Genomic DNA, 20,108 nt, shown 5'->3' on the forward strand with positions numbered 1-20,108 from the left:
CTCCCTTTATAAATTATGTTTGCTCCGGTTTATTATTTTTAATGATTTCGTTATCTGTTAGATCTTCAAAAGATGGGAGACTGAAAGCTATTATAATGGCTGTAGCAATTACTGTTAACTTCCTTTTAATTTTCATAATAAATGTCCCCTTTAGATTAATTTTTTAATTTCTTTTTCAACAAACATGATCATATTTGTATATCCTTGAGCATTAAATTGTCTTATCGTATCAAATAACAAAGGAATGTTACTTAATGCTTTTGCCTTGTAAAATTGTGCATGTGCAGATAATTTTCCAGACGCTTCAATGCTCCTTATAACATCCAATGCTTTTTGATTTTGACCACGTACAATATACTGATGTGCTTGTTCATGATCCACTACACCTTCTAAATCAAATGTTTCACCTAACATGTTTTTAGCAAAAGGAAAATAATTAGACTTAAGTTTATATACATAATCATTGTGATTGGCTTTTTGAGCATGAAAGATAGCTTTTTCATGTGCTTCCAAACTTCTTTTTTTGTCTTGAACAATATAAATATGACCTAGCCCATGATATGTTGTAGCTAAAAGAGCATCTGGTATTGATTCTATAACACTTGCTGCTAAGTAATAACTCTCTGCACTCTCATAATCCCCGGCACCAAAAAGGCTAGCATTCCCTCCTAACAGTGTAACTCGGGAAGCGAGTGCACTCTTGAAAAAACCACTTTCCATCTTCGAAAATTGAGTTCTAAATTGATCAATTAGAGGGGTAATATTTTTAATACCACCAATTCTGTCAAAATAGTTTAGCTGCGAAATATCAATTTTCATACGAAGCTGTTCGTTGTAAACTATGTTATTTAATCCTCTTAAATGAATAATGCAGTTTTCTAGGTGTAAGTTTGTTCCCGATGAAGAGAGGAAGACTTCATAAACTTTTGTCCACTCTTCTAAAAGATCATCCCGCTTATGAGTATGCAATAGTTTTTTGAGTGTATCTGTTTGACTAAAAAGGTGAGCATACTCAAATGCATCCTGCACATGTCGGAGCTTTTTTACGTTAACGGCATACGTATTCATGAATGGAACATAGTCGTTAGGCAGTGCTTTTTTAATAGCTGTAAGTACTTGTTCAAATGAAAGATCAGGATGATTACGGGCAAGTTTAATCATAAACTCGTCTGTGATTTCTTCTTTCTTTAGGACACGGTTCAAAATTGCGGTTGATGCCTCTACTCCAAGTTGAATTTTCAATCCCTCCTTTTCCATTTATTTGCTTTCTATTCTTATCGTAATGGACAAAGTTACAATAATCAACAAATATTTCGGAAAATTCTATTTTCCCAATAAGCAAATTGTTTAAATGAGTGAAATCTTGTCATGATCCGTCTCTTTTTTAAGTTTCTTTTAGTTGTTTAGATAAGAAGAATAAGCATTTTTTAAAGGAAACAAAAAACTCCTTGCTTTTATAAAGAAAATTCAGGTAAAATGAATACAGCTTTTTACTTTCAGAGAAGGAGATGAGACAAATGAAACACGTCATGATGGCAGCTGTACGGCTAAAACATAACTGTATACATGAAAAGTCTCGTCTGAATGTGGGCCGGTTGTTGGCTGTTTAAAATCTCTATGGGGCTTGTGAATTCAAACGCCCTTTGCACATACGTATATATAGACGTTGCGGCATTGCCGCGACGTCTTTTTTATGTGCAAAAGTAAAAGCACAACTATAAAGGAGGAAGAAGATGTGAATACCCATTCAAATGTATTTATCCCACTGATGCTTGACTTAGGAGAGCTAGAAGGTGGGTAGCTTAGTGTCGGACTTAAACAAGAGAGAGAAGTGACCACAGATGTTTCGAGTATTAAAACAATTAAGTTGGTTTTTTAAAGAACAGAAAAAAAGGTATCTTATAGCGGTTTCTTTATTAATTTTTGTGAGTGTAATTGATTTAATGCCTGCTCTCATTATCGGTAGAGCAGTTGATGCGTTTCAACGAGGTGCACTCTCTACATCAGTAGCAGGGTCGCTTATTGGTCTGATGGTTGTGGTCATCCTAGCAAGCTATTTTATTAGCTATATCTGGATGCGCCAGTTGTTTGGCGGGGCTTTTGTACTTGAACGAAAATTGAGATCGACGTTTATGAAGCATTTGTTTCAAATGGACCCGCCTTTTTTTGAAAAGCGCAAAACGGGAGATTTGCTTGCGCGTGGAACAAATGATATGAAAGCAATCTCTATGACCGCTGGTTTTGGAATTTTAACTTTAATTGATTCTGTTGTATTTATGGCGATTATTTTAGTCGCGATGACATGGTTAATCGATTGGAAACTAACACTCGCCGCAGTTGCGCCACTTCCAATCATTGCCCTTGTCGTGACGATTCTTGGAAAAATGATTCATACCCGTTTTTCGAAGGCTCAAGAAGCTTTTGGTGATTTAAACAACCGGGTTCTTGAATCGGTTGCGGGTATGCGAGTGATTAGAGCGTTTCGGAGTGAGCGTCGTGATGAGGCTTTATTTGAAGAAAAAAGCTATGACGTTTATAAGCGCTACATTCAAGTTGCACGAGTGGAATCGTTTTTTGATCCTGTTGTAAATATTGTTGTGGGCTTAAGTTATGTCATTGGACTTGGTTATGGCGCGTATCTTGTTTTTAATCAACAATTGACACTTGGTCAGATTGTGACCTTTAACTTGTATTTAGGAATGCTCATATGGCCGATGTTTGCGATCGGGGAGTTAGTTAATATTATGCAGCGTGGGGGGGCTTCATATGACCGCGTGCATGAGACATTGTCTGTTGAAAAAGCAGTCCCTGTGCCTACTAAAGCAGGTAATGGTGCTGCACAACTGCCTATTCGTATGACAGGGTTAACGTTCGCTTACCCAGGCGCGACTGGTGACCAACTTAAGGATCTATCTCTTGAGGTCGAAGCAGGTCAAACGGTGGGTATTATCGGTAAAACAGGGAGTGGAAAATCGACGCTTGTCAAGCAACTATTAAAATACTACCCTGCCGGAACGAAAGATCTATTCTATGATGGTGTTTCGGCTGATGAGTTAACACAAGTAGAGATGAGAGAATTAGTTGGTTACGTTCCTCAAGACCATGTTTTATTCTCAAAGTCTGTACGTGAAAACATTCTCTTCGCGGCAAAGGACGCAACGGAAGACCAGCTTAATCAGGCAATTAGAGCCTCAGCATTTGAACAAGACTTGAGTTTCTTGCCAGAAGGGCTAGATACACTTGTTGGCGAAAACGGCGTTTCTTTGTCTGGTGGACAGAAGCAGCGAATTTCAATTGCGCGAGCGCTCGTATTAGAGCCTGAAGTACTTATTTTGGATGACTCTTTATCAGCAGTTGATGCCAAGACAGAAGCGAAGATTGTTAGCAATATTCAGAAGGAACGAGCAGGAAAAACAACGTTTATTACAACCCATCGAATGTCTGCTGTAGAACATGCTGATCAAATTCTTGTTTTAGGTGATGGAGAAGTGGTTGAACGAGGAACGCATAGTGAACTAATGGAACGAAACGGTTGGTATGCACAACAAGTGAGAAATCAATCGCTTGTAGGGAAAGGGGTGACGTCATGAGCACAGAAAAACGCCTTGCACGTTACGCTCTAACAAGTAAAGGAACAATTTTGATTGCGTTACTCATGTTAACTGTTGCCGTAGCGGCAGAGCTAACGGGCCCATTTATCGCTAAAACGGTAATTGATCGCCATATATCGGGAATTGAACAGCCATGGTATGAAACGGAAGTGTATAACGATTCAGTAGAATACAATGGTCAATCGTATACGCGTGAAGCCAATCTACCAGAAGGAGCAGTAACGGGTGAGCAAGTACAAATTATGCAAATTGGGACGTCGTTTTATTTTCTTGAAGAACCTCTGCCATTAGAAGGCACACGTACGTATGAAAATGGGGTGCTTTCGATTGAAACAAATAAAGACGTTTTTCAAGCAGAAGCAGAGCCTCTTGCGACCAATGAAGTACTTGCTTTTTATACACCAGAAATTCGTCCAATTATAAATTGGCTTTTGCTTTATGTAGGAATCGTTATCGTAGCTTCTTTCTTTCGCTACGGTCAAGGATTTTATTTGAAAAAAGCCGCACATCGTATTATTCAACGAATGCGTGTCGATGTATTTAATCAACTTTCACGTGTCCCAGTTCGGTTCTTTGATCATCAACCAGCAGGTAAGATTGTTGCCCGAATTACGAATGATACTGAAGCGGTCCGTGAGCTCTACATGACGGTGCTTGCAAGCTTTTTCTCAAGCGGTATCTACATTATTGGTATTTATATCGCGTTATTCTTGCTTGATGTAAGGCTCGCTACTATTACGCTTGTCCTCTTGCCAATTTTGTTTATCTGGTTTAAGCTCTACCGCAAATTTGCTGCTGGTTATAACCGGATGATAAGGGCAAAAAATGCGGAAATTAATGCTTCCATGAATGAGAATGTCCAAGGAATGAGCATCATTCAGGCATTTAGGCAAGAAGAAACAAACCAAGAGGCGTTTGAGAAGTTAAATGATGAACATTACCAGTACCAAGCTCGATTGCTACGGTTAAATTCACTTACATCTCATAATTTAACGTTCGTTTTAAAGAATGCCATTTTTGTGGCATTGATTTGGTGGATTAGTGGAGGAACTGCAGGGTTGATTACGCTTGGCGTCCTTTATGCATTTGTTGATTATGTTAACAGATTGTTTGAACCTGTTAATCAAATCATTAATCAGCTCGCAAATCTAGAACAAGCAAGAGCAGCAGGAACACGTGTGTTTGAGTTAATGGATGAAACGGGTCGTGACGTTGATGATGATACAACACCTCGTCCTTTAGGCGAAGTGCAGTTTAATCAAGTGAGCTTTTCGTATAAGGATGGCGAAAATGTGCTGAATGACTTATCATTCCACGCAAAGCCTGGAGATACCATTGCCTTAGTTGGTCATACTGGATCAGGAAAAAGTTCAATTATGAATCTTTTATTCCGTTTCTATGACCCCCAAAAAGGAGATATTTGCATTGATGGTACGGATACGAAAACGATTTCTCCTCAAGCATTGCGTGCTCATATGGGCATTGTTTTGCAAGAACCCTATTTGTTTTCAGGAACAATTGCTTCGAACATTGCTTACGGTCGACCTGATGCGACACGTGCAGAAGTTGAAGAAGCGATCCGGCTTGTTGGTGGTGAAGAAGTCTTTCGGAAATTTAAGCATGGGCTAGATGAAGAAGTGACAGAGAGAGGGAGCACGCTTTCAAGCGGTCAGCGGCAACTAATTAGTTTCGCTCGAGCTCTAATTGCAAACCCAGCTATTCTTGTATTAGATGAAGCGACTTCAAGCATTGATACAGAGACGGAACTTTTAATCCAACAAGGAATGAATACGTTAAAGCAAAATCGAACAACATTTATCATTGCCCACCGTTTATCAACGATTAAAGACGCAGACCAAATCATTGTGCTCGACCGTGGCTCGATTTTAGAAAAAGGCAATCATGACGAATTGCTTGCCGCTGACGGAACGTATGCACAAATGTATTATACGCAGCAAGGTCAAGTGGGGTAGAGAAGTAAGTGTCCACTTATTCAATGAGAAAAGAGACAGCTTTATAGGCTGTCTTTTCTTTATTTCGTAGATGTTCATTTATTAGAAAATTTCGCTTTTAATAAATATAAAGCGCTCTCTCATCTTCCATTGCTCACATGATATAGTATGAAGAAACGAAAAACATAAACGTAGGGAATTAGTTGATGTTTTTGTGTACGAATTAGTGAAGGAATTTCAATTCAATATAGGTAGCATCAAATCTCAGGATAGGTGAAGGAAATGGGGAAAAAGCGTTCTTTAGAAAAGAAATTTATGATTTACATAACATGCTTAATTACGTTAATTATGCTTCTGGTCACAGCTGTTTATTTGTATTTAGAGCGAGAGCAAGCTCGGCAATTAATAGGGGAACAAGCATTAACGACTGCCCTTGCTATCTCAGAAATACCTGATGTGAAAAAGGCATTAACACAAGGAGGGAATGTAGCTGAAGTACGATTGCTTACAGAACGCATTCGTGAAAGTTCGGGGGCCGAATACATTGTAATTGGTGATGCAGAAGGTGTGCGATTAACCCATCCTGATCCACTAGAAATTGGTCGTCCGATGGTCGGGGGCGATAATGATGAAGCACTTTTATATGGAAATAGTTATATTTCGTTAGCAGATGGATCGCTTGGTACGTCGGTTAGAGGGAAAACACCTGTCTTTAATGAAGAAGATGAAGTGGTTGGTGTTGTTTCTGTTGGGTTTATGATTGATTATATTAATTCAATTTTTCAACAAGGTTTTTTCGCGTTTTTAATTTGGCTTTCATTGATTTTTCTACTTGGATTGATCGGGAGTAGAGTTCTGGCTAGAAGCATCCGTAACGATACTTTTGGATTAGAGCCATATCAAATTGCTAGACTTTACAAAGAGAGGCAGGCTGTTTTGGAGTCCGTTAAGGAAGGCTTAATTGCAACGGATCAACACGGGATGGTGACATTGGTAAACCAGTCGGCGAAAGAAATGCTGTTCCTAGATGATGAAGTGATTGGTAAACCAGTTGAAGTGGCTTTACCTAAGTCAGAAATGGCTGATGTGTTAAAAGATCAAGAACGCACAGGTCCACATGAAGCTATTTTCCAAGATAAACGACTCATTATTCATTACCAAACCATTGAAGAAGGTGGTGTCTATGGCGGTAAGGTGGCTAGTTTCCAAAATCGCTCTGAATTAAATGAGCTTATTAATGCATTATCTGAAATGCAGCAGTATTCGCAGGATTTACGAGCTCAGACACACGAGTATACGAACAAATTGTATGCTATTTCTGGTTGGCTTCAGTTAGGATACACACAAAAAGCAATTGAGTTTATTCATCAAGAGACCGGGTCGCAAAATCGAGATGGCAAAGTGCTATTCGATCAAATCAAAGATCCGACAATTCAAGCGGTGTTAGTAGGGAAACGGTCAAAAGCATCAGAGAAAAAAATTGATTTTCATGTAGACCTTGAGAGCAGTGTCACATCGATTTGGTCTCAATCAGCGACAGGACCACTTGTCACAATCATTGGTAATATTATTGATAATGCATTTGAAGCGGTAATAGCTGTTTCAAAACCATATGTTTCTCTGTTTATGACTGATGTGGGAAATGAGCTAATTATAGAAATTGCAGATAATGGACATGGAATTGATGAGCGTATTGCAGATCGTATATTTGAACAAGGCTTTTCAACAAAAGCAGATGATAAACGAGGATTTGGACTTGCGCTCACTATAGCAGCTTTAAAAGAATTAAATGGTTCACTCGAAATTGAAGGAAATATACCTCAGGGTACGATTGTTAGCTTGTATATCCCAAAGAATCAGGAGGTCGTGTGAAATGAACGTTATGATTGCTGAAGATGATTATCGCGTCGCAGAAATTCATGAACAATTTTTGAAAAAGATAAATAACATTCAAGTCGTCGCTAAAGCGCAAACGGCAAAGGAAACGGTTGCCTTAGCAAAAAAGCATCAGCCAGATCTTCTGTTACTTGACGTTTATTTACCAGACCAGTTAGGAACGGACACGTTGATTGAGCTCCAACAAAGTTGTCCTACAATGCAAGTAATCTTAATTACTGCAGCCACAGAAAAAGAGATTTTTAGGAGCGCTCTACAACATGGGGTTGCGGATTTTCTTGTGAAACCAATTGCGTTTGAGCGTCTACAATCTGCAGTTAGTAAAGTAGAAAAACTAAGCGCGTGGTTAAAAGAAAAGGAACCAATTGATCAATCAGTGGCGGACCAATTTTTCCAAAAATCGAACAAGCGTCTTAGTGAGGATGCGAATTTGCCTAAAGGAATTGACCAGCTCACGTTACAAAAAGTACGGACACTGCTTAATGAGCAAGTGGAAGGTATAACTGCCGAAGCGATGGGGAGAATGTTTGGTGCTTCTCGAACGACTTCTAGAAGATACTTGGAATATTTAATTTCGATTGGCGAAGCAAAGGCGGAACTTGAATATGGAATCGTAGGTAGACCGGAACGGAAATATTGGGTTGTTTAATAACCTTCTTATTAATCAAACCCGCAAACGATAAAGCTAGGAATGGAGAGCCAAGTACTTGGCTCTTTTTGTTTTGCAAAGCCCATTATCTTGTGAACTTTATGAACAAAATAAACAAATAAGTCAAAATGAACGTTAAGTTGTAAGCGATTACATCCGTTGGAGTTTCAAAGTAAGATAAGAAGAATGATGTGAAGGGAGTGTATATGTGTGAAACAAACGTGGATTCTCGCTCTTGGTCTCTTTATCGTCCTGGCGGGATGTTCGATGCCGGAGGGCATTTCGAGTCCCGCGATAATCTCCATACTGCTCTTGACCTGACGCAAATCCAGCACCTACAAGAACTCCAATAAAGGCACTTGCTATTTTTATTATGTTTCTCATCGCGTATCTCGTTTTTTAAACAGTTTGTTAATATCTTTCCCTGTTTACATCGTTTTAAACGGTTTGGGGTATCTCTATGGTAAAATAGCTGTGAGAGATCGTTGAATGAGGATTTTGGTTAGAGAAAGCAGGGATATGAGTGAAACCAAGAAAACAAACGTTTGAAGTTGGTGACCATGAAGAGATTGGCGACTGTCTAGCACGGATGGACCGGGAAGGATACAGACCTACGAGAAGAATGGAAAAGCCGGTCTTTGAGCAACAAGGGAAAAAAGAACCAGTGTGGTTAAAACAGCGAATTGTGTTTGAAGGGGTATTAAAGGAAGATACGAATCAACAAGTGTGAAAAGGCGAAGCAAGCGAGATGCTTCGCCTTTTTTTCTATTAAGTATTGCTTTAACGTTGTGATTTGATAAATAAAGATTGTTATATATGCTCACAGTTAAGTAGTCTTGGTTATCATGTTCGTTTATGCTGAATGACAACAAACTAAATAAATGGAATCTTATAAATATAAAAACTGGAGGGTGTGAATTGTCGTACAAACAGTTTCTTATGGTGATAAGCCTCACCCTATTTGCAAGTGGTTGTGCTGTTTCAGATCAAGAAGTCACATTAGGGACAAGTGAGGAAGACACACTCATTATTGGAATTGAATCAGAGGCAGATGTCCTCGATCCTCATGCTGGTAATGGGTGGGTTACAATGCGAATTAACCATCAAATGTATGAGACGTTAGTGGCGCAAGACTTAACGAAATCATCGGAAGCAGCCCCAATACCTGAACTAATACCTGGACTTGCTGAATCATGGGAGGTGTCAGAAGACGGGAAGACGTATACGTTTGCTTTACGTGAGCAAGTTCAATTTCACGATGGTACACCTTTTAATGCAGATGCGGTGCAGTTTAATATTAAACGCTTGACGGACCCATCGTTTGATTATTACTACCAAACGGGGGCTAGTCGTAGTTTTCGAACTTGGCTTTACTTTGAATCATCAGAAGTGATTGACGATTCAACTATTAAGATTCACTTAAGTGAACCATTTAGGGAGTTTCCACGGTTATTAGCGTTAAGTAATTCCTTGCAAATTGTGAGTCCAACAGCAATAGAAACCTATGGAAATGAAGGCTTAGCGAACCACCCGACTGGGACAGGTCCATTTCGATTTGAAGAACGAAACCGTGGCGAAAACATTAATATAATCAAAAACGACAGATATTGGGGTGATCCTGCCCAACTAGATAGAGTAATATTCAGGCCATTATCGGACCCTGCGAGCCGGGCGCTTGCTATTCGCAACGATGAAGTTGATATCATTGCTGTTCCTCCAGCTGATTCGCTTGCTAACTTTGAAGAAGACGGATGGAATGTCGTGTCCGGTAAACCTCCACATGTTTGGTATATGAATTTCAATTTCGATAATCCGATTATGCAAGATAAGAGAGTACGACAAGCAATGAATTACGCGATTGATCGTGAAGGTATTGCAGAGGAGTTACTGCGTGGGAGTGTGACCCCAGCTTATACGATGCAGACGAGGGGACACGCAGGCTATGACTCTAGTAGGCGTTGGTATGAATATAATCCAGAGAAAGCAAAGTCGCTATTAAAAGAAGCGGGGTATGAAAATGGATTTGAAACAACCATTAAAACATCAATTGATGGATCAGGACAATTAGTTCCTGTAGATATCATGGAGTGGATTCAGCGAGACCTGGCGTCCGTTGGTATTGAAGCAACAATCGATTCTTCTGAATGGATTAGTTATTTTGCTGGCTTTAGTAACGGAATGGAAGAGCAGGTGGGTATGAATCAAATGTCCTCAGGTCGAACCTCTCCATTTTGGTTAGCGATGGTTGCCCATTCAAGCTTTAGTGCTCCAGGAGGGTTTAATTCTGGTAAATATATAAATGGTGAGGTGGATCAGGTCTTAAATGCTGCATCTTTTGAAGAAAACCATGTGGAATCTTTGCGTTTGTGGGCGGAAGCAGAGCAATTGATTATGGAAGACGCAGCCTTTATTCCAGTGTTAAACGATACAGCTCCTTACGTTGTACATCCACGTGTTCAGAACTTTATTATTCCATCCGAAGAATGGTATGACTTATCGATTGTATCAATCGATCAATAGATTGGAGTTGAGTGAATGATTAAGTACGTTACGGGACGTCTCCTCTCAATGATTCCTGTTTTGATTGGTGTCACAATTGTTGTGTTTTTGTTAGCAAAATTGATACCAGGCGATCCAGCACAAAGTATTCTTGGAGCAGATGCTACGCCTGAAGCGATTGATGCTTTACGTGAAGAAATGGGGCTTAATGATTCGATTCTAAGCCAATATGGATCTTGGTTAATCAACATTCTTCAAGGCGATCTAGGCTTTTCTTATACGTTGAGCGCGGATATCGCCTCGGAATTACTCCCACGTTTCATAAATACGCTTATTTTGACAGCAGCTTCCCTATTTATTTGTATCGTTGTCGGCGTGTTTTTAGGCGCTTTAAGTGCAATCAAGAATGGTCGTTTATTTGATAAAGTAAGCATGGCGATTGCCATGATTGGTGCAAGTATCCCTGTGTTTTGGATCGCGCTGATGCTTATGTGGGTATTCTCAATTCAAATAAATTTGTTTCCTGTAGGTGGCATGTACAATATGCGTAACCCTGGTGGATTATTTGATCTAGTAAGTCATCTAGTTTTACCAGCATTCGCGACTGCTACGGTATCAATTGCCGTTATTGCTCGACTCTCGAGAAATACAATGTTAGAGACGTTGCAAAAGGATTATATTCATTATTTTCATTCATTTGGAATAGCTGATCGGAAAATAAATATAAGGCATGCATTGCGAAATTCCTTACCACCTATAATCAATATCGCAGGGTTACAAGTGGGCTACATCCTAGGGGGAGCGTTGTTTAGTGAAGTCGTGTTTAATTGGCCGGGGATCGGGCAGCAGCTTTACGTTGCCATTACGTCTAATGATTATGCGATGATTCAAGGTGGTATCTTGCTTATTGCGATATCTGTGGTGTGTATAAATGCGTTAGTCGATATTTTAAATGTAGCGCTCAGTCCTAAATTAAGGGATTCACTGTGATTTATAGGGAGAAGGGGATGGATGTTCATGCGTGCAAGAGGTCAAGGAAAACGTAGTATTCAAAAGTATTTCCAGAATAAGCAAGCACTTGTAGGTACAATCATTATCGCTTTTGCCGTCGTCTTTGCTCTTTTTCCCAGTGTTTTTGCTCCATATGATCCTAATGTTGTGCCGGAAGGCAGTACTAGATTGTTACCTCCAGGCTCTGACGGTCATGTACTTGGGACAGACCAGCAAGGACGCGACTTATTAAGTAGGATCGTATTTGGTACACAGGTCTCTCTTTTATCAGCGATTGTGCCGGTTTTCATTTCGGCATTCATTAGTTTATTGATTGGGGTTGTGGCGGGGTATTACAAAGGCTGGATTGGAACTTGTTTAATGAGAGTGATGGATGTATTTTTTGCTTTTCCAGCAGTTCTATTAGCGATTGCAATAGCTGCGATACTTGGACCAGGATTATTAAATGTCATGATTGCAATGGTAATTGTCCGTATTCCTTATATGACCAGAGTGGTCTACACAGATACGATGCAAGAGAGCGAGAAGGAGTATATTGAGGCGGCAAGAGCATTTGGAATGAAAGATGGAGAAATTCTTTTTCGGCAACTCATTCCGAATGTATTGCCATCATTAATTGTGTATGCTACGACACTTGCAGGAGTAACGATCGTTACAGTTGCCGGTTTAAGTTTCATTGGATTAGGCGTTCAACCACCAAATCCTGATTGGGGAAGGATGGCAAGTGAAGGCAGTGTGCTGTTAATGCAAGGATACCCACACATCACCTTCATACCGGGATTAGCAATTATTCTTCTTTCCTTTGCGTTTAGTTTAGTAGGTGATGGCTTAAGAGATGCAATTGATCCGAGAGTAAAACAAAAACCTAGAAAACGCGGTAGGGAAAAAGCAATTCAAAAAGCAGCTTAACCTATGGGAGGGGTGTGCCTTTTGTCAGCATTAACAGCTAGAAGAAATCAAACGCTTTTGGAAGTTAATGAACTTACAACGGAAATTAAAACGGTTGATGGAAATGTACAGGTATTAAAAGACGTTACTCTATCAATCAAAAAGGGAGAAATAGTAGCAATTGTAGGGGAGTCTGGTTCAGGGAAATCGATGACAATTCATTCGATCCTACAATTAATCCCAAAAGAATTGCTTTCAAGTTATAAAGGGACAATTAATGCATTTGGCAAACAGTTGCTTCATCTATCGCAGAGGGAGATGAAAACAATTAAAGGAAAACGAGTTTCGTTAATTGCTCAAAATGCAATGACCTCTTTGGATCCTTCTTACACGATTGGAAGCCAACTTGTTGAGGTTATAAGGGCAAAAACCAGTTTATTAAAAAAACAGGCACGTGAACGGGCGAGGGACTTGCTTTACGAGATGGGAATTGAAGATCCGAACCAAGTGTATCATGCATATGCACATCAGCTTAGTGGCGGCCAAAGGCAACGAGCCGTCATTGCAATGTCGCTTGCTTGTGAGCCAGATTTAATTATTGCCGATGAGCCCACATCGGCGCTTGATCCGACTGTTCAATTGCAAGTGCTAGAGCTACTTCAGAAAATCAATCGTGAGTTTGGTACAGCTGTCTTAATGATTACACATGATTTTGGAGTTGTTGCAAAAATAGCTGATAAAGTTGCAGTGATGTACGCAGGGCAAGTTGTGGAACAAGGGGTGGTTTCTGATGTGATGTTTCAGCCAAAACACCCATACACGCAAGGGTTACTTGCATGTATTCCAACATTAGATTGGATTTTTGATAAAGATAAAACAAAAAGCATGCTTCATCAAATAGCTGGAGAACCACCAAATCTTGCTATACCTCAACAGGGGTGCCGCTTTGCTCCAAGGTGTTTTAAGGCAGAGAAAAGCTGCTTCGAGGTTGAACCTAGTATGGACATTGATCAAAACACAGCCATTCCCCATGAAGCTCGATGTATCTTAATAAAGGAGGCCAAATGATGAATGATAAACCATTAATTCAAGTCGAACACTTGAGTAAACAGTACGGAAAGGAACGAGCGTTGTTTCGCTCTCGGGACGCGATGAAAGCTGTAAATGACGTATCATTTTACATTAATCAAGGCGAGACTTTTGGGCTAATCGGGGAGTCAGGATCAGGCAAAACAACTGTTGGAAGAATGCTTCTTCGCTTAGTTGAGCCATCTTCAGGTTCTATAAAGTTTAAAGGAGAAGAGATAGTAGGCATATCTCGCTTAGAGATGAGGAACTTACGTAAACAAGTGCAAATCGTATTTCAAGATTCTGGATCGGCATTTAATCCAAGAAAAACAATTGGAACAGAAATTTTGACTCCACTGCTGCGTTTAGGTGTTTTAAACAGTAAGTTAGAAGGAGAGAAAGCTGTTTGTGAGATGTTAGAACGTGTGGGTTTGCGAAAAGATTTTGCAGAAAGGTACCCGCATGAATTATCTGGTGGTCAGCGTCAACGGGCAGGGATCGCTCGAGCGCTTGTTTTAAAGCCTGCTTTCTTAGTATTAGACGAACCGGTGTCAGCCTTGGATGTTTCAGTTAAGGCACAAATTATTGAGCTGTTACAAGAATTGCAACATGATTACAAGCTAACCTACTTGTTTATTGCTCATAATTTAGATTTGGTTGCTTATTTCTGTGAGCGTATCGCGGTTATGAAAAAGGGTAGAATTGTAGAGTCTGGGGATACAAGAGACTTATTTACAAAACCAAAACATGGAGTGACTCGAAACTTATTAGGTTCAATCCTGACACTTGATGGGCATTTGGGTGAGGTAAAAAAAGACGTGTATAGTGCTTAATCTAAAAGAGGCACCTGGTTTGTATGAACTGTACCCTTTTTAATAGACAGTTAAAAAAACCTTTATGCAGCTAGTAAATGACCTCGGTATTGTTCCGGGGTCATTCTTTTTAATCCCCATTGATAACGATCAGAATTGTAATAGTCAATAAAGTCTTCGACTTTGCTTTTCAGTTCAAACAACGTCCTGCACGCTTTGGCTTGTACGTGATCTTTGAAAAGTCCGAAGAAGGATTCCATTGATGCATTATCTAGGCAGTTCCCTCTGCGAGACATGGATTGTGTCAATCCAAGTTTTTTTACCCGTTTTTGGTACACAGGATGTGTGTAATGAAAGCCTTGATCCGAATGAAGGAGTGCACCAGGGAGAAGATGTCCGTCCGAAGCGTCTTTTAACCGCTGGAGAGTCTTATAGACAATGCTCATTCCTAAGGATGTAGATAAATAATGCGCAACTATTTCTCGTGTTGTTCCGTCTTTGACACATGAGAAATAGACCTTTGTTCTATCAGCCAAATATAAGTACGTAATATCTGTCAGTAAGACGGCACCTGGTAGTTGAACAAACTTTCGATTAACAAGGTTTGTACACGTTTTGTGTTCTTGGGTTGCTTTAGCCAATTGTTTATAAGGATTTTTTCTACGGATGGTGGCTTGAATATGAAACTTCCGGGTTAGACGGAAAATTTTCTTTAGGTTCATCGTTACTCCATAATCATGCTCTAATTTCATCTTTAATTGACGTCCACCATCTTTTTTCTTTCCTTGTTCGTAAAGGGTATTAAGAAGTTTGTAATCTGCTTCATCACATTGCTCACGTTGAATACGCTTGTCTTCAGATGATAACCACGCGTAGTAGCTTGTACGTTTTACTCCTGCCATTTCACAAAGAAAGGTGACCATTCCTTTAAGCTGGTATTTTCTAATGGTTTGTTCAATTAACTGAAACGACTCTGATAGAGTTAATGCTTCTTCTTCGCCTGCCTTTCTAGTTCGTCGAGCTTTTTTAGAAAATCATTCTCCATCTCTAAGAGGGCTATACGCGCTTCCGCTTTTTTTAATTTTTCTTCTGCCGTTAAGACTTTTGAAGAAGGACGCCCTGTGCTCCCCTTCCCCCGACGCTCAGTATAAAATCCCTCTTCTCCATAGCTCTTATAGATCGATCTCATCGTTTTAAACATTCTTTAGGTTTATCAGAACCTATGACCTCTAAATCAAATTCTTGATCGAGAAAAATAGCCGTTGGTCCTTTTCCTGAAAGATTTTCTCGAACAGCTTTCCCCTTAAAATCGGCTGAATAACTAATTGAACGATCAGAAACATGATGAACAGATGGATGACTCTCTAACTGTTGTTGTTCAAAGGCCGTAAAAATTCGTTTACTCATTTTTCATTCCCCGTTCTTCTCATTTGATTTGATTATAACGGGTCTGTTGTAAAAAAGAACACGAAAAACCCGAAAAATGGACTTTTTTAAAGTGTCCATTTTTCAGGTTACAGTTCAGTAAGACGAGTCAGGTGCTTTTTTTACTGTTCAGCAAAGGAAATAAGAAAACGCATCATTTTAACTTAAAGGTGTTAGTAAACTTAGAAGGAAAAACTGCATTTAAAAGCATCACAACACCATTTAACATAATGAGCAAAGCAAAGAAAACGACCACTGCTTGGTAATAGCCTGTTGTCAGCAATAATAGGATAAAGAGTCCTGTCTGCATGAATGTAGATGGAAACACGGATTTCGTTGCCCCAACTATGAATGCAAGTGGAGCTGCTGCTAAGACAAAATAAACAACAAGCATCATTAGTAAAGTGTCGCTCGTATCAAATAAGATTAACGCAATCGGTATATGCCAACACGCGCTTATGATGCCGATAACAAGAGAGGACTTCCAAAACAAAAGTCTACTTAGTTCTCGTTGTAAAAAACCACGCCAACCAATTTCTTGAAAGAGAGCTACCGCGAAAACGATGACCCAAACAAATGGATTAAAAACAAGTGGATGAGCGGTTAGTGAATAGGTAGACAATAAAATGAACGAAAATAGAAACGGTACTAATACAGCTACGATCCACCAATTATTAGGGCGCGATAACACAAAGACATGTGCAAGGAACGACTGATCATAGTTTGTTATTTGAAGAGGATATGCTGCGAGAAGAGGAGCTATAGCGATAAAACCAGCTAAATAGAAACCAGGTACATGTGGAGCGGCGAGTGTGATAGCGAGCAATCCCCAGGCAAATCCAAATACAATAAATAAATAGAGGCGTTTTTTTCGTTGTTCAAAAGCGCTCATGACGCTACCTCCTTCTAATAGTGAAAATGAAATAGGCGTTTTACCAATAGCATATGCACATCGAACATAATTGGTTTCAACGGTTAAAATACGAACGATAAAAAAAACTTTCATTTTAATGTTCGACTCTATGTTGACACTAACCGCAATCATGCGTAAACTAAAAGAGAAATAACGAGATAAAAGCGAATATCATCCTCATATAATATCGGGAATATGGCCCGAACGTTTCTACCTGGTGACCGTAAATTGCCGGACTATGAGGGAAGGTAAAAAGCCTAGAAAGAGGCTTTTTGGGCACGGCACAACCTTTCTCTCATTTTGATGGATTGCCTGGTTGTGTTTTTTTGTGTTTGATTTAATTACTGCTTGGCTAAGCATATGAAAAAAAAAAGAGAAACATGAGTTGTCTGCAAGCATTTTATCAACATAAAAGCGGGGGATTTTCATGACAGAACCAATCGTTGGCGTCATTATGGGAAGTACATCTGATTGGGAAACAATGAAGCATACATGCGAAGTGCTTGAAGAATTGCACGTGCCTTATGAGAAAAAGGTTGTATCCGCCCATCGTACGCCAGATTTGATGTTTGAATACGCAGAACAAGCCGAAGAGCGTGGGCTACGTACGATTATTGCTGGAGCTGGAGGCGCCGCTCACCTTCCAGGCATGGTAGCTGCTAAAACCATCCTTCCTGTGATTGGTGTTCCAGTTGAATCAAGAGCGTTAAAAGGGCTTGATTCATTACTGTCCATTGTTCAAATGCCTGGTGGGGTGCCAGTTGCAACGGTTGCAATTGGTAAAGCTGGAGCAACGAATGCGGGACTTCTTGCCGCACAAATTGTAGGCACAAACAATAAAGAAGTGCGCGACCGCTTGGCAAAGAGACGTGAACAAACAAAAAAATCAGTGTTAGAAAGCAGTGGTGATCTGCTATGACTCAAGTGAAGCCGGGCAGTACAATTGGTATTATCGGCGGCGGACAATTGGGGCGGATGATGGCATTGTCGGCTAGGCAAATGGGGTACAGAATTGCTGTGCTTGATCCGACAGAAGATGCACCGTGTACACAGGTTGCAGATTATGTCATAACAGCTGCTTACGACGATATTGAAGCATGTAAACAGCTTGCCTCGCTAAGCGACGTGATCACTTATGAGTTTGAAAACATCGATGAAGAGGCGTCCAAGCAGTTAACCGAAGTAAGTGATTTCCCACAAGGCTTCAAGGTACTTGGTATGTCACAGCACCGGTTAAAAGAAAAACAAGCCATTTCAGAACTAGGCGTGCCTGTCGCTCCTTTTGCTGCAATTTATACGGAATTAGATGTGGAGCCAGCGTTTGATGCAGTTGGGCTACCTGCGGTAATAAAAACGTGCCGGGGCGGGTATGATGGCAAAGGTCAAATGGTTGTCCGGTCAAAAAGTGAGCTAACAGAAGCAGTTGCGTCTCTGTTACGACACGGGGAGTTGGTTATCGAAGCACTAATCCCGTTTGAACGCGAAATCTCCGTAATTGTGACAAAATCACGCACTGGTGAAATGAAAACATTTCCAGTTGCAGAAAATGAACACAAAGACAATATTCTGTACCGGACGGTTGTGCCAGCAAGAATAAATAAAGAAACGGAAGAAGCAGCAATTGAACTTGCGGAAAAACTAGCAGAAGGCTTAGATGTCATTGGAACGCTTGCCGTTGAAATGTTTGTGAAACAAGACGGTTCACTTCTTGTCAATGAACTAGCCCCTAGACCGCATAATTCAGGGCATTATACAATAGAAGCTTGTATGACATCCCAATTTGAACAGCAGATCCGTGCAGTATGTGGATTACCGCTTGGTTCTACAACACTCCTTTCTCCTGCGGTGATGGAAAATATTCTTGGCGAGGACATAGAACCGCTCTTCGATCGACTTGATAAGCTTGGTCCGGTTTCGCTACACTTATATGGAAAGAAAGATGCAAAACACAAACGGAAAATGGGCCATTTGACTGTGCTAGGACGCCATACTGATGCATGTATCAATGTGCTTGAAAAGTTGTGGATGCAAACAACACTACATTAACGCTTTTGGAGGAACAAAAAGATGATTGAACGGTACACACGCCCGGAAATGGGTGCGATTTGGACAGAAGAGAACCGCTATAACGCGTGGTTGGAAGTAGAAATAGTCGCTTGTGAAGCATGGGCAGAACTTGGTGAAATTCCGACTGAAGACGTGGCTAAAATTCGTGCGAATGCAAGTTTTAACGTCGATCGGATTTTGGAAATTGAAGCAGAAACACGCCATGACGTTGTTGCGTTTACACGGGCAGTGTCCGAAACGCTTGGTGAAGAACGGAAATGGGTTCATTACGGGCTGACGTCAACAGATGTTGTTGATACCGCACTGTCTTACTTGCTTAAACAAGCAAATGCAATTTTAGCAGACGACTTAAATCGTTTTCTTGAAATTATTAAAACAAAAGCACAGGAACATAAATATACGATTATGATGGGACGTACACATGGTGTCCATGCAGAGCCGACGACATTTGGACTAAAGCTTGGTCTTTGGTATGAAGAGATGAAGCGTAATATTGAGCGGTTTGAACATGCGGCAGAAGGCGTTCGTTTTGGGAAATTGTCAGGAGCGGTTGGCACCTATGCGAATATCGACCCTCGCGTTGAACAAATCGTCTGCGACAAACTTGGCTTGCAAGCGGCACCGATTTCTACGCAAACCTTGCAGCGTGACCGTCATGCTGAATATATGGCTAGTCTTGCGCTAATCGCAACGTCAATTGAAAAATTTGCTGTTGAGATTCGCGGTTTGCAAAAAAGTGAGCTTCGCGAAGTAGAGGAATTCTTTGCAAAAGGGCAAAAAGGATCTTCAGCGATGCCTCATAAGCGCAATCCAATTGGTTCAGAGAACATGACTGGCCTCGCTCGCCTTGTTCGTGGCTACATGAACACCGCGTATGACAATGTGGTCCTCTGGCATGAACGGGATATTTCCCATTCTTCAGCAGAGCGTGTCATTCTTCCTGACGCAACAATCACGCTCAATTACATGTTAAACCGGTTTGGCAATATCGTGAAAAACTTAACCGTATTTCCAGAAAACATGAAACGAAACATGACGCGCACATATGGATTGATTTACTCACAACGTGTGCTTTTGAGTTTGATTGACAAAGGCATGGCGCGTGAAGAAGCTTACGATCTTGTGCAACCAAAAGCGACGCAAGCGTGGGAAGAAGGCGTTCAGTTCCGTGACCTTGTTGAAGCAGAATCACGAATTACGGAAGTATTATCTTCTAGTGAAATCGATGAATGCTTTAACTATGAACATCATATGAAACATGTTGATACGATCTTTACACGTCTAGGCTTAAACAACGAATGATCCATAAGGGGCTGA

15 protein-coding genes, 1 pseudogene and 1 riboswitch are annotated in these 20,108 nt (G+C 40.4%); of the genes and pseudogenes, 13 read left to right on the plus strand and 3 right to left on the minus strand.

The window, feature by feature from the left end:
- Window positions 1-150: 150 nt before the first annotated feature.
- The gene (locus BK584_RS20215; protein WP_139365721.1) at window positions 151-1,242 is read right to left on the minus strand and encodes an AimR family lysis-lysogeny pheromone receptor; all 1,092 of its coding nucleotides are present in this window, start codon (window positions 1,240-1,242) and stop codon (window positions 151-153) included.
- 599 nt (window positions 1,243-1,841) lie between these two features.
- Here BK584_RS20215 and BK584_RS20220 point away from each other — a divergent pair.
- The 10 genes from BK584_RS20220 to BK584_RS20265 all read left to right on the plus strand — a co-directional run bounded on the left by BK584_RS20220 (window position 1,842) and on the right by BK584_RS20265 (window position 14,407).
- The gene (locus BK584_RS20220) at window positions 1,842-3,590 is read left to right on the plus strand and encodes an ABC transporter ATP-binding protein (protein ID WP_078394257.1); all 1,749 of its coding nucleotides are present in this window, start codon (window positions 1,842-1,844) and stop codon (window positions 3,588-3,590) included.
- On the plus strand, window positions 3,587-5,584 hold the full coding sequence (locus BK584_RS20225) for an ABC transporter ATP-binding protein (RefSeq protein ID WP_078394258.1): 1,998 nt from the start codon (window positions 3,587-3,589) through the stop codon (window positions 5,582-5,584). The genes BK584_RS20220 and BK584_RS20225 overlap by 4 nt, the downstream gene beginning before the upstream one ends.
- Window positions 5,585-5,845: 261 nt before the next feature.
- Window positions 5,846-7,435: an ATP-binding protein gene (locus BK584_RS20230; RefSeq protein ID WP_078394259.1), complete on the plus strand. Its 1,590-nt coding sequence runs from the start codon at window positions 5,846-5,848 to the stop codon at window positions 7,433-7,435.
- A 1-nt stretch (window position 7,436) separates the two neighbouring features.
- A complete protein-coding gene (locus BK584_RS20235; protein WP_078394260.1) occupies window positions 7,437-8,108 on the plus strand; it encodes a response regulator in 672 nt (223 codons plus the stop codon).
- Between the two features lie 523 nt (window positions 8,109-8,631).
- Window positions 8,632-8,838 (plus strand): NETI motif-containing protein, encoded by a 207-nt coding sequence (locus BK584_RS20240; protein WP_054709582.1) that lies wholly within the window; start codon window positions 8,632-8,634, stop codon window positions 8,836-8,838.
- Between the two features lie 188 nt (window positions 8,839-9,026).
- Window positions 9,027-10,628, plus strand: coding sequence for an ABC transporter substrate-binding protein (locus BK584_RS20245; RefSeq protein WP_169871409.1), 1,602 nt, complete (start codon window positions 9,027-9,029; stop codon window positions 10,626-10,628).
- 15 nt (window positions 10,629-10,643) lie between these two features.
- The gene (locus tag BK584_RS20250; protein ID WP_078394262.1) at window positions 10,644-11,597 is read left to right on the plus strand and encodes an ABC transporter permease; all 954 of its coding nucleotides are present in this window, start codon (window positions 10,644-10,646) and stop codon (window positions 11,595-11,597) included.
- Window positions 11,598-11,624: 27 nt separating this feature from the next.
- Window positions 11,625-12,527 carry an ABC transporter permease gene (locus BK584_RS20255; protein ID WP_169871411.1) on the plus strand — a complete coding sequence of 301 codons (903 nt, stop codon included), beginning with the start codon at window positions 11,625-11,627 and terminating at the stop codon, window positions 12,525-12,527.
- Window positions 12,528-12,548: 21 nt separating this feature from the next.
- The gene (locus tag BK584_RS20260) at window positions 12,549-13,574 is read left to right on the plus strand and encodes an ABC transporter ATP-binding protein (protein ID WP_169871413.1); all 1,026 of its coding nucleotides are present in this window, start codon (window positions 12,549-12,551) and stop codon (window positions 13,572-13,574) included.
- The gene (locus tag BK584_RS20265) at window positions 13,574-14,407 is read left to right on the plus strand and encodes an ATP-binding cassette domain-containing protein (RefSeq protein WP_218970348.1); all 834 of its coding nucleotides are present in this window, start codon (window positions 13,574-13,576) and stop codon (window positions 14,405-14,407) included. The genes BK584_RS20260 and BK584_RS20265 overlap by 1 nt, the downstream gene beginning before the upstream one ends.
- Window positions 14,408-14,469: 62 nt before the next feature.
- On the opposite strand, the pseudogene BK584_RS20270 reads toward BK584_RS20265, so the two are convergent.
- A pseudogene (locus tag BK584_RS20270) lies at window positions 14,470-15,793 on the minus strand (IS3 family transposase).
- A gap of 172 nt (window positions 15,794-15,965) precedes the next feature.
- Window positions 15,966-16,703 carry a CPBP family glutamic-type intramembrane protease gene (locus BK584_RS20275; protein WP_078394266.1) on the minus strand — a complete coding sequence of 246 codons (738 nt, stop codon included), beginning with the start codon at window positions 16,701-16,703 and terminating at the stop codon, window positions 15,966-15,968.
- Window positions 16,704-16,881: 178 nt separating this feature from the next.
- A riboswitch (purine riboswitch) is annotated at window positions 16,882-16,983 on the plus strand.
- Between the two features lie 168 nt (window positions 16,984-17,151).
- Between BK584_RS20275 and purE the strand changes: the two genes are divergently transcribed.
- The 3 genes from purE to purB are packed head-to-tail and all read left to right on the plus strand — an operon-like array spanning window position 17,152 to window position 20,093.
- A complete protein-coding gene (gene purE, locus BK584_RS20280; protein ID WP_078394267.1) occupies window positions 17,152-17,643 on the plus strand; it encodes a 5-(carboxyamino)imidazole ribonucleotide mutase in 492 nt (163 codons plus the stop codon).
- Entirely contained in the window at window positions 17,640-18,770 is a 1,131-nt protein-coding gene (gene purK / locus BK584_RS20285; protein ID WP_078394268.1) for a 5-(carboxyamino)imidazole ribonucleotide synthase, read from the plus strand. The genes purE and purK overlap by 4 nt, the downstream gene beginning before the upstream one ends.
- 21 nt (window positions 18,771-18,791) lie before the next feature.
- Window positions 18,792-20,093: an adenylosuccinate lyase gene (gene purB / locus BK584_RS20290; RefSeq protein WP_078394269.1), complete on the plus strand. Its 1,302-nt coding sequence runs from the start codon at window positions 18,792-18,794 to the stop codon at window positions 20,091-20,093.
- Window positions 20,094-20,108 lie beyond the last annotated feature (15 nt).

The organism is Shouchella patagoniensis, assembly GCF_002019705.1.
Taxonomy (GTDB): domain Bacteria; phylum Bacillota; class Bacilli; order Bacillales; family Bacillaceae_D; genus Shouchella; species Shouchella patagoniensis.

What these genes read in the sequence shown, in the direction of transcription:
- BK584_RS20220 (WP_078394257.1), top strand. Translation starts at nt 1,842, where the DNA reads ATGTTTCGAGTATTAAAACAATTAAGTTGGTTTTTTAAAGAACAGAAA.
- BK584_RS20225 (WP_078394258.1), top strand. Translation starts at nt 3,587, where the DNA reads ATGAGCACAGAAAAACGCCTTGCACGTTACGCTCTAACAAGTAAAGGA.
- BK584_RS20230 (WP_078394259.1), top strand. Translation starts at nt 5,846, where the DNA reads ATGGGGAAAAAGCGTTCTTTAGAAAAGAAATTTATGATTTACATAACA.
- BK584_RS20235 (WP_078394260.1), top strand. Translation starts at nt 7,437, where the DNA reads ATGAACGTTATGATTGCTGAAGATGATTATCGCGTCGCAGAAATTCAT.
- BK584_RS20250 (WP_078394262.1), top strand. Translation starts at nt 10,644, where the DNA reads ATGATTAAGTACGTTACGGGACGTCTCCTCTCAATGATTCCTGTTTTG.
- BK584_RS20255 (WP_169871411.1), top strand. Translation starts at nt 11,625, where the DNA reads ATGCGTGCAAGAGGTCAAGGAAAACGTAGTATTCAAAAGTATTTCCAG.
- BK584_RS20265 (WP_218970348.1), top strand. Translation starts at nt 13,574, where the DNA reads ATGAATGATAAACCATTAATTCAAGTCGAACACTTGAGTAAACAGTAC.
- BK584_RS20275 (WP_078394266.1), bottom strand. Translation starts at nt 16,703, where the DNA reads ATGAGCGCTTTTGAACAACGAAAAAAACGCCTCTATTTATTTATTGTA.
- purE (WP_078394267.1), top strand. Translation starts at nt 17,152, where the DNA reads ATGACAGAACCAATCGTTGGCGTCATTATGGGAAGTACATCTGATTGG.
- purK (WP_078394268.1), top strand. Translation starts at nt 17,640, where the DNA reads ATGACTCAAGTGAAGCCGGGCAGTACAATTGGTATTATCGGCGGCGGA.
- purB (WP_078394269.1), top strand. Translation starts at nt 18,792, where the DNA reads ATGATTGAACGGTACACACGCCCGGAAATGGGTGCGATTTGGACAGAA.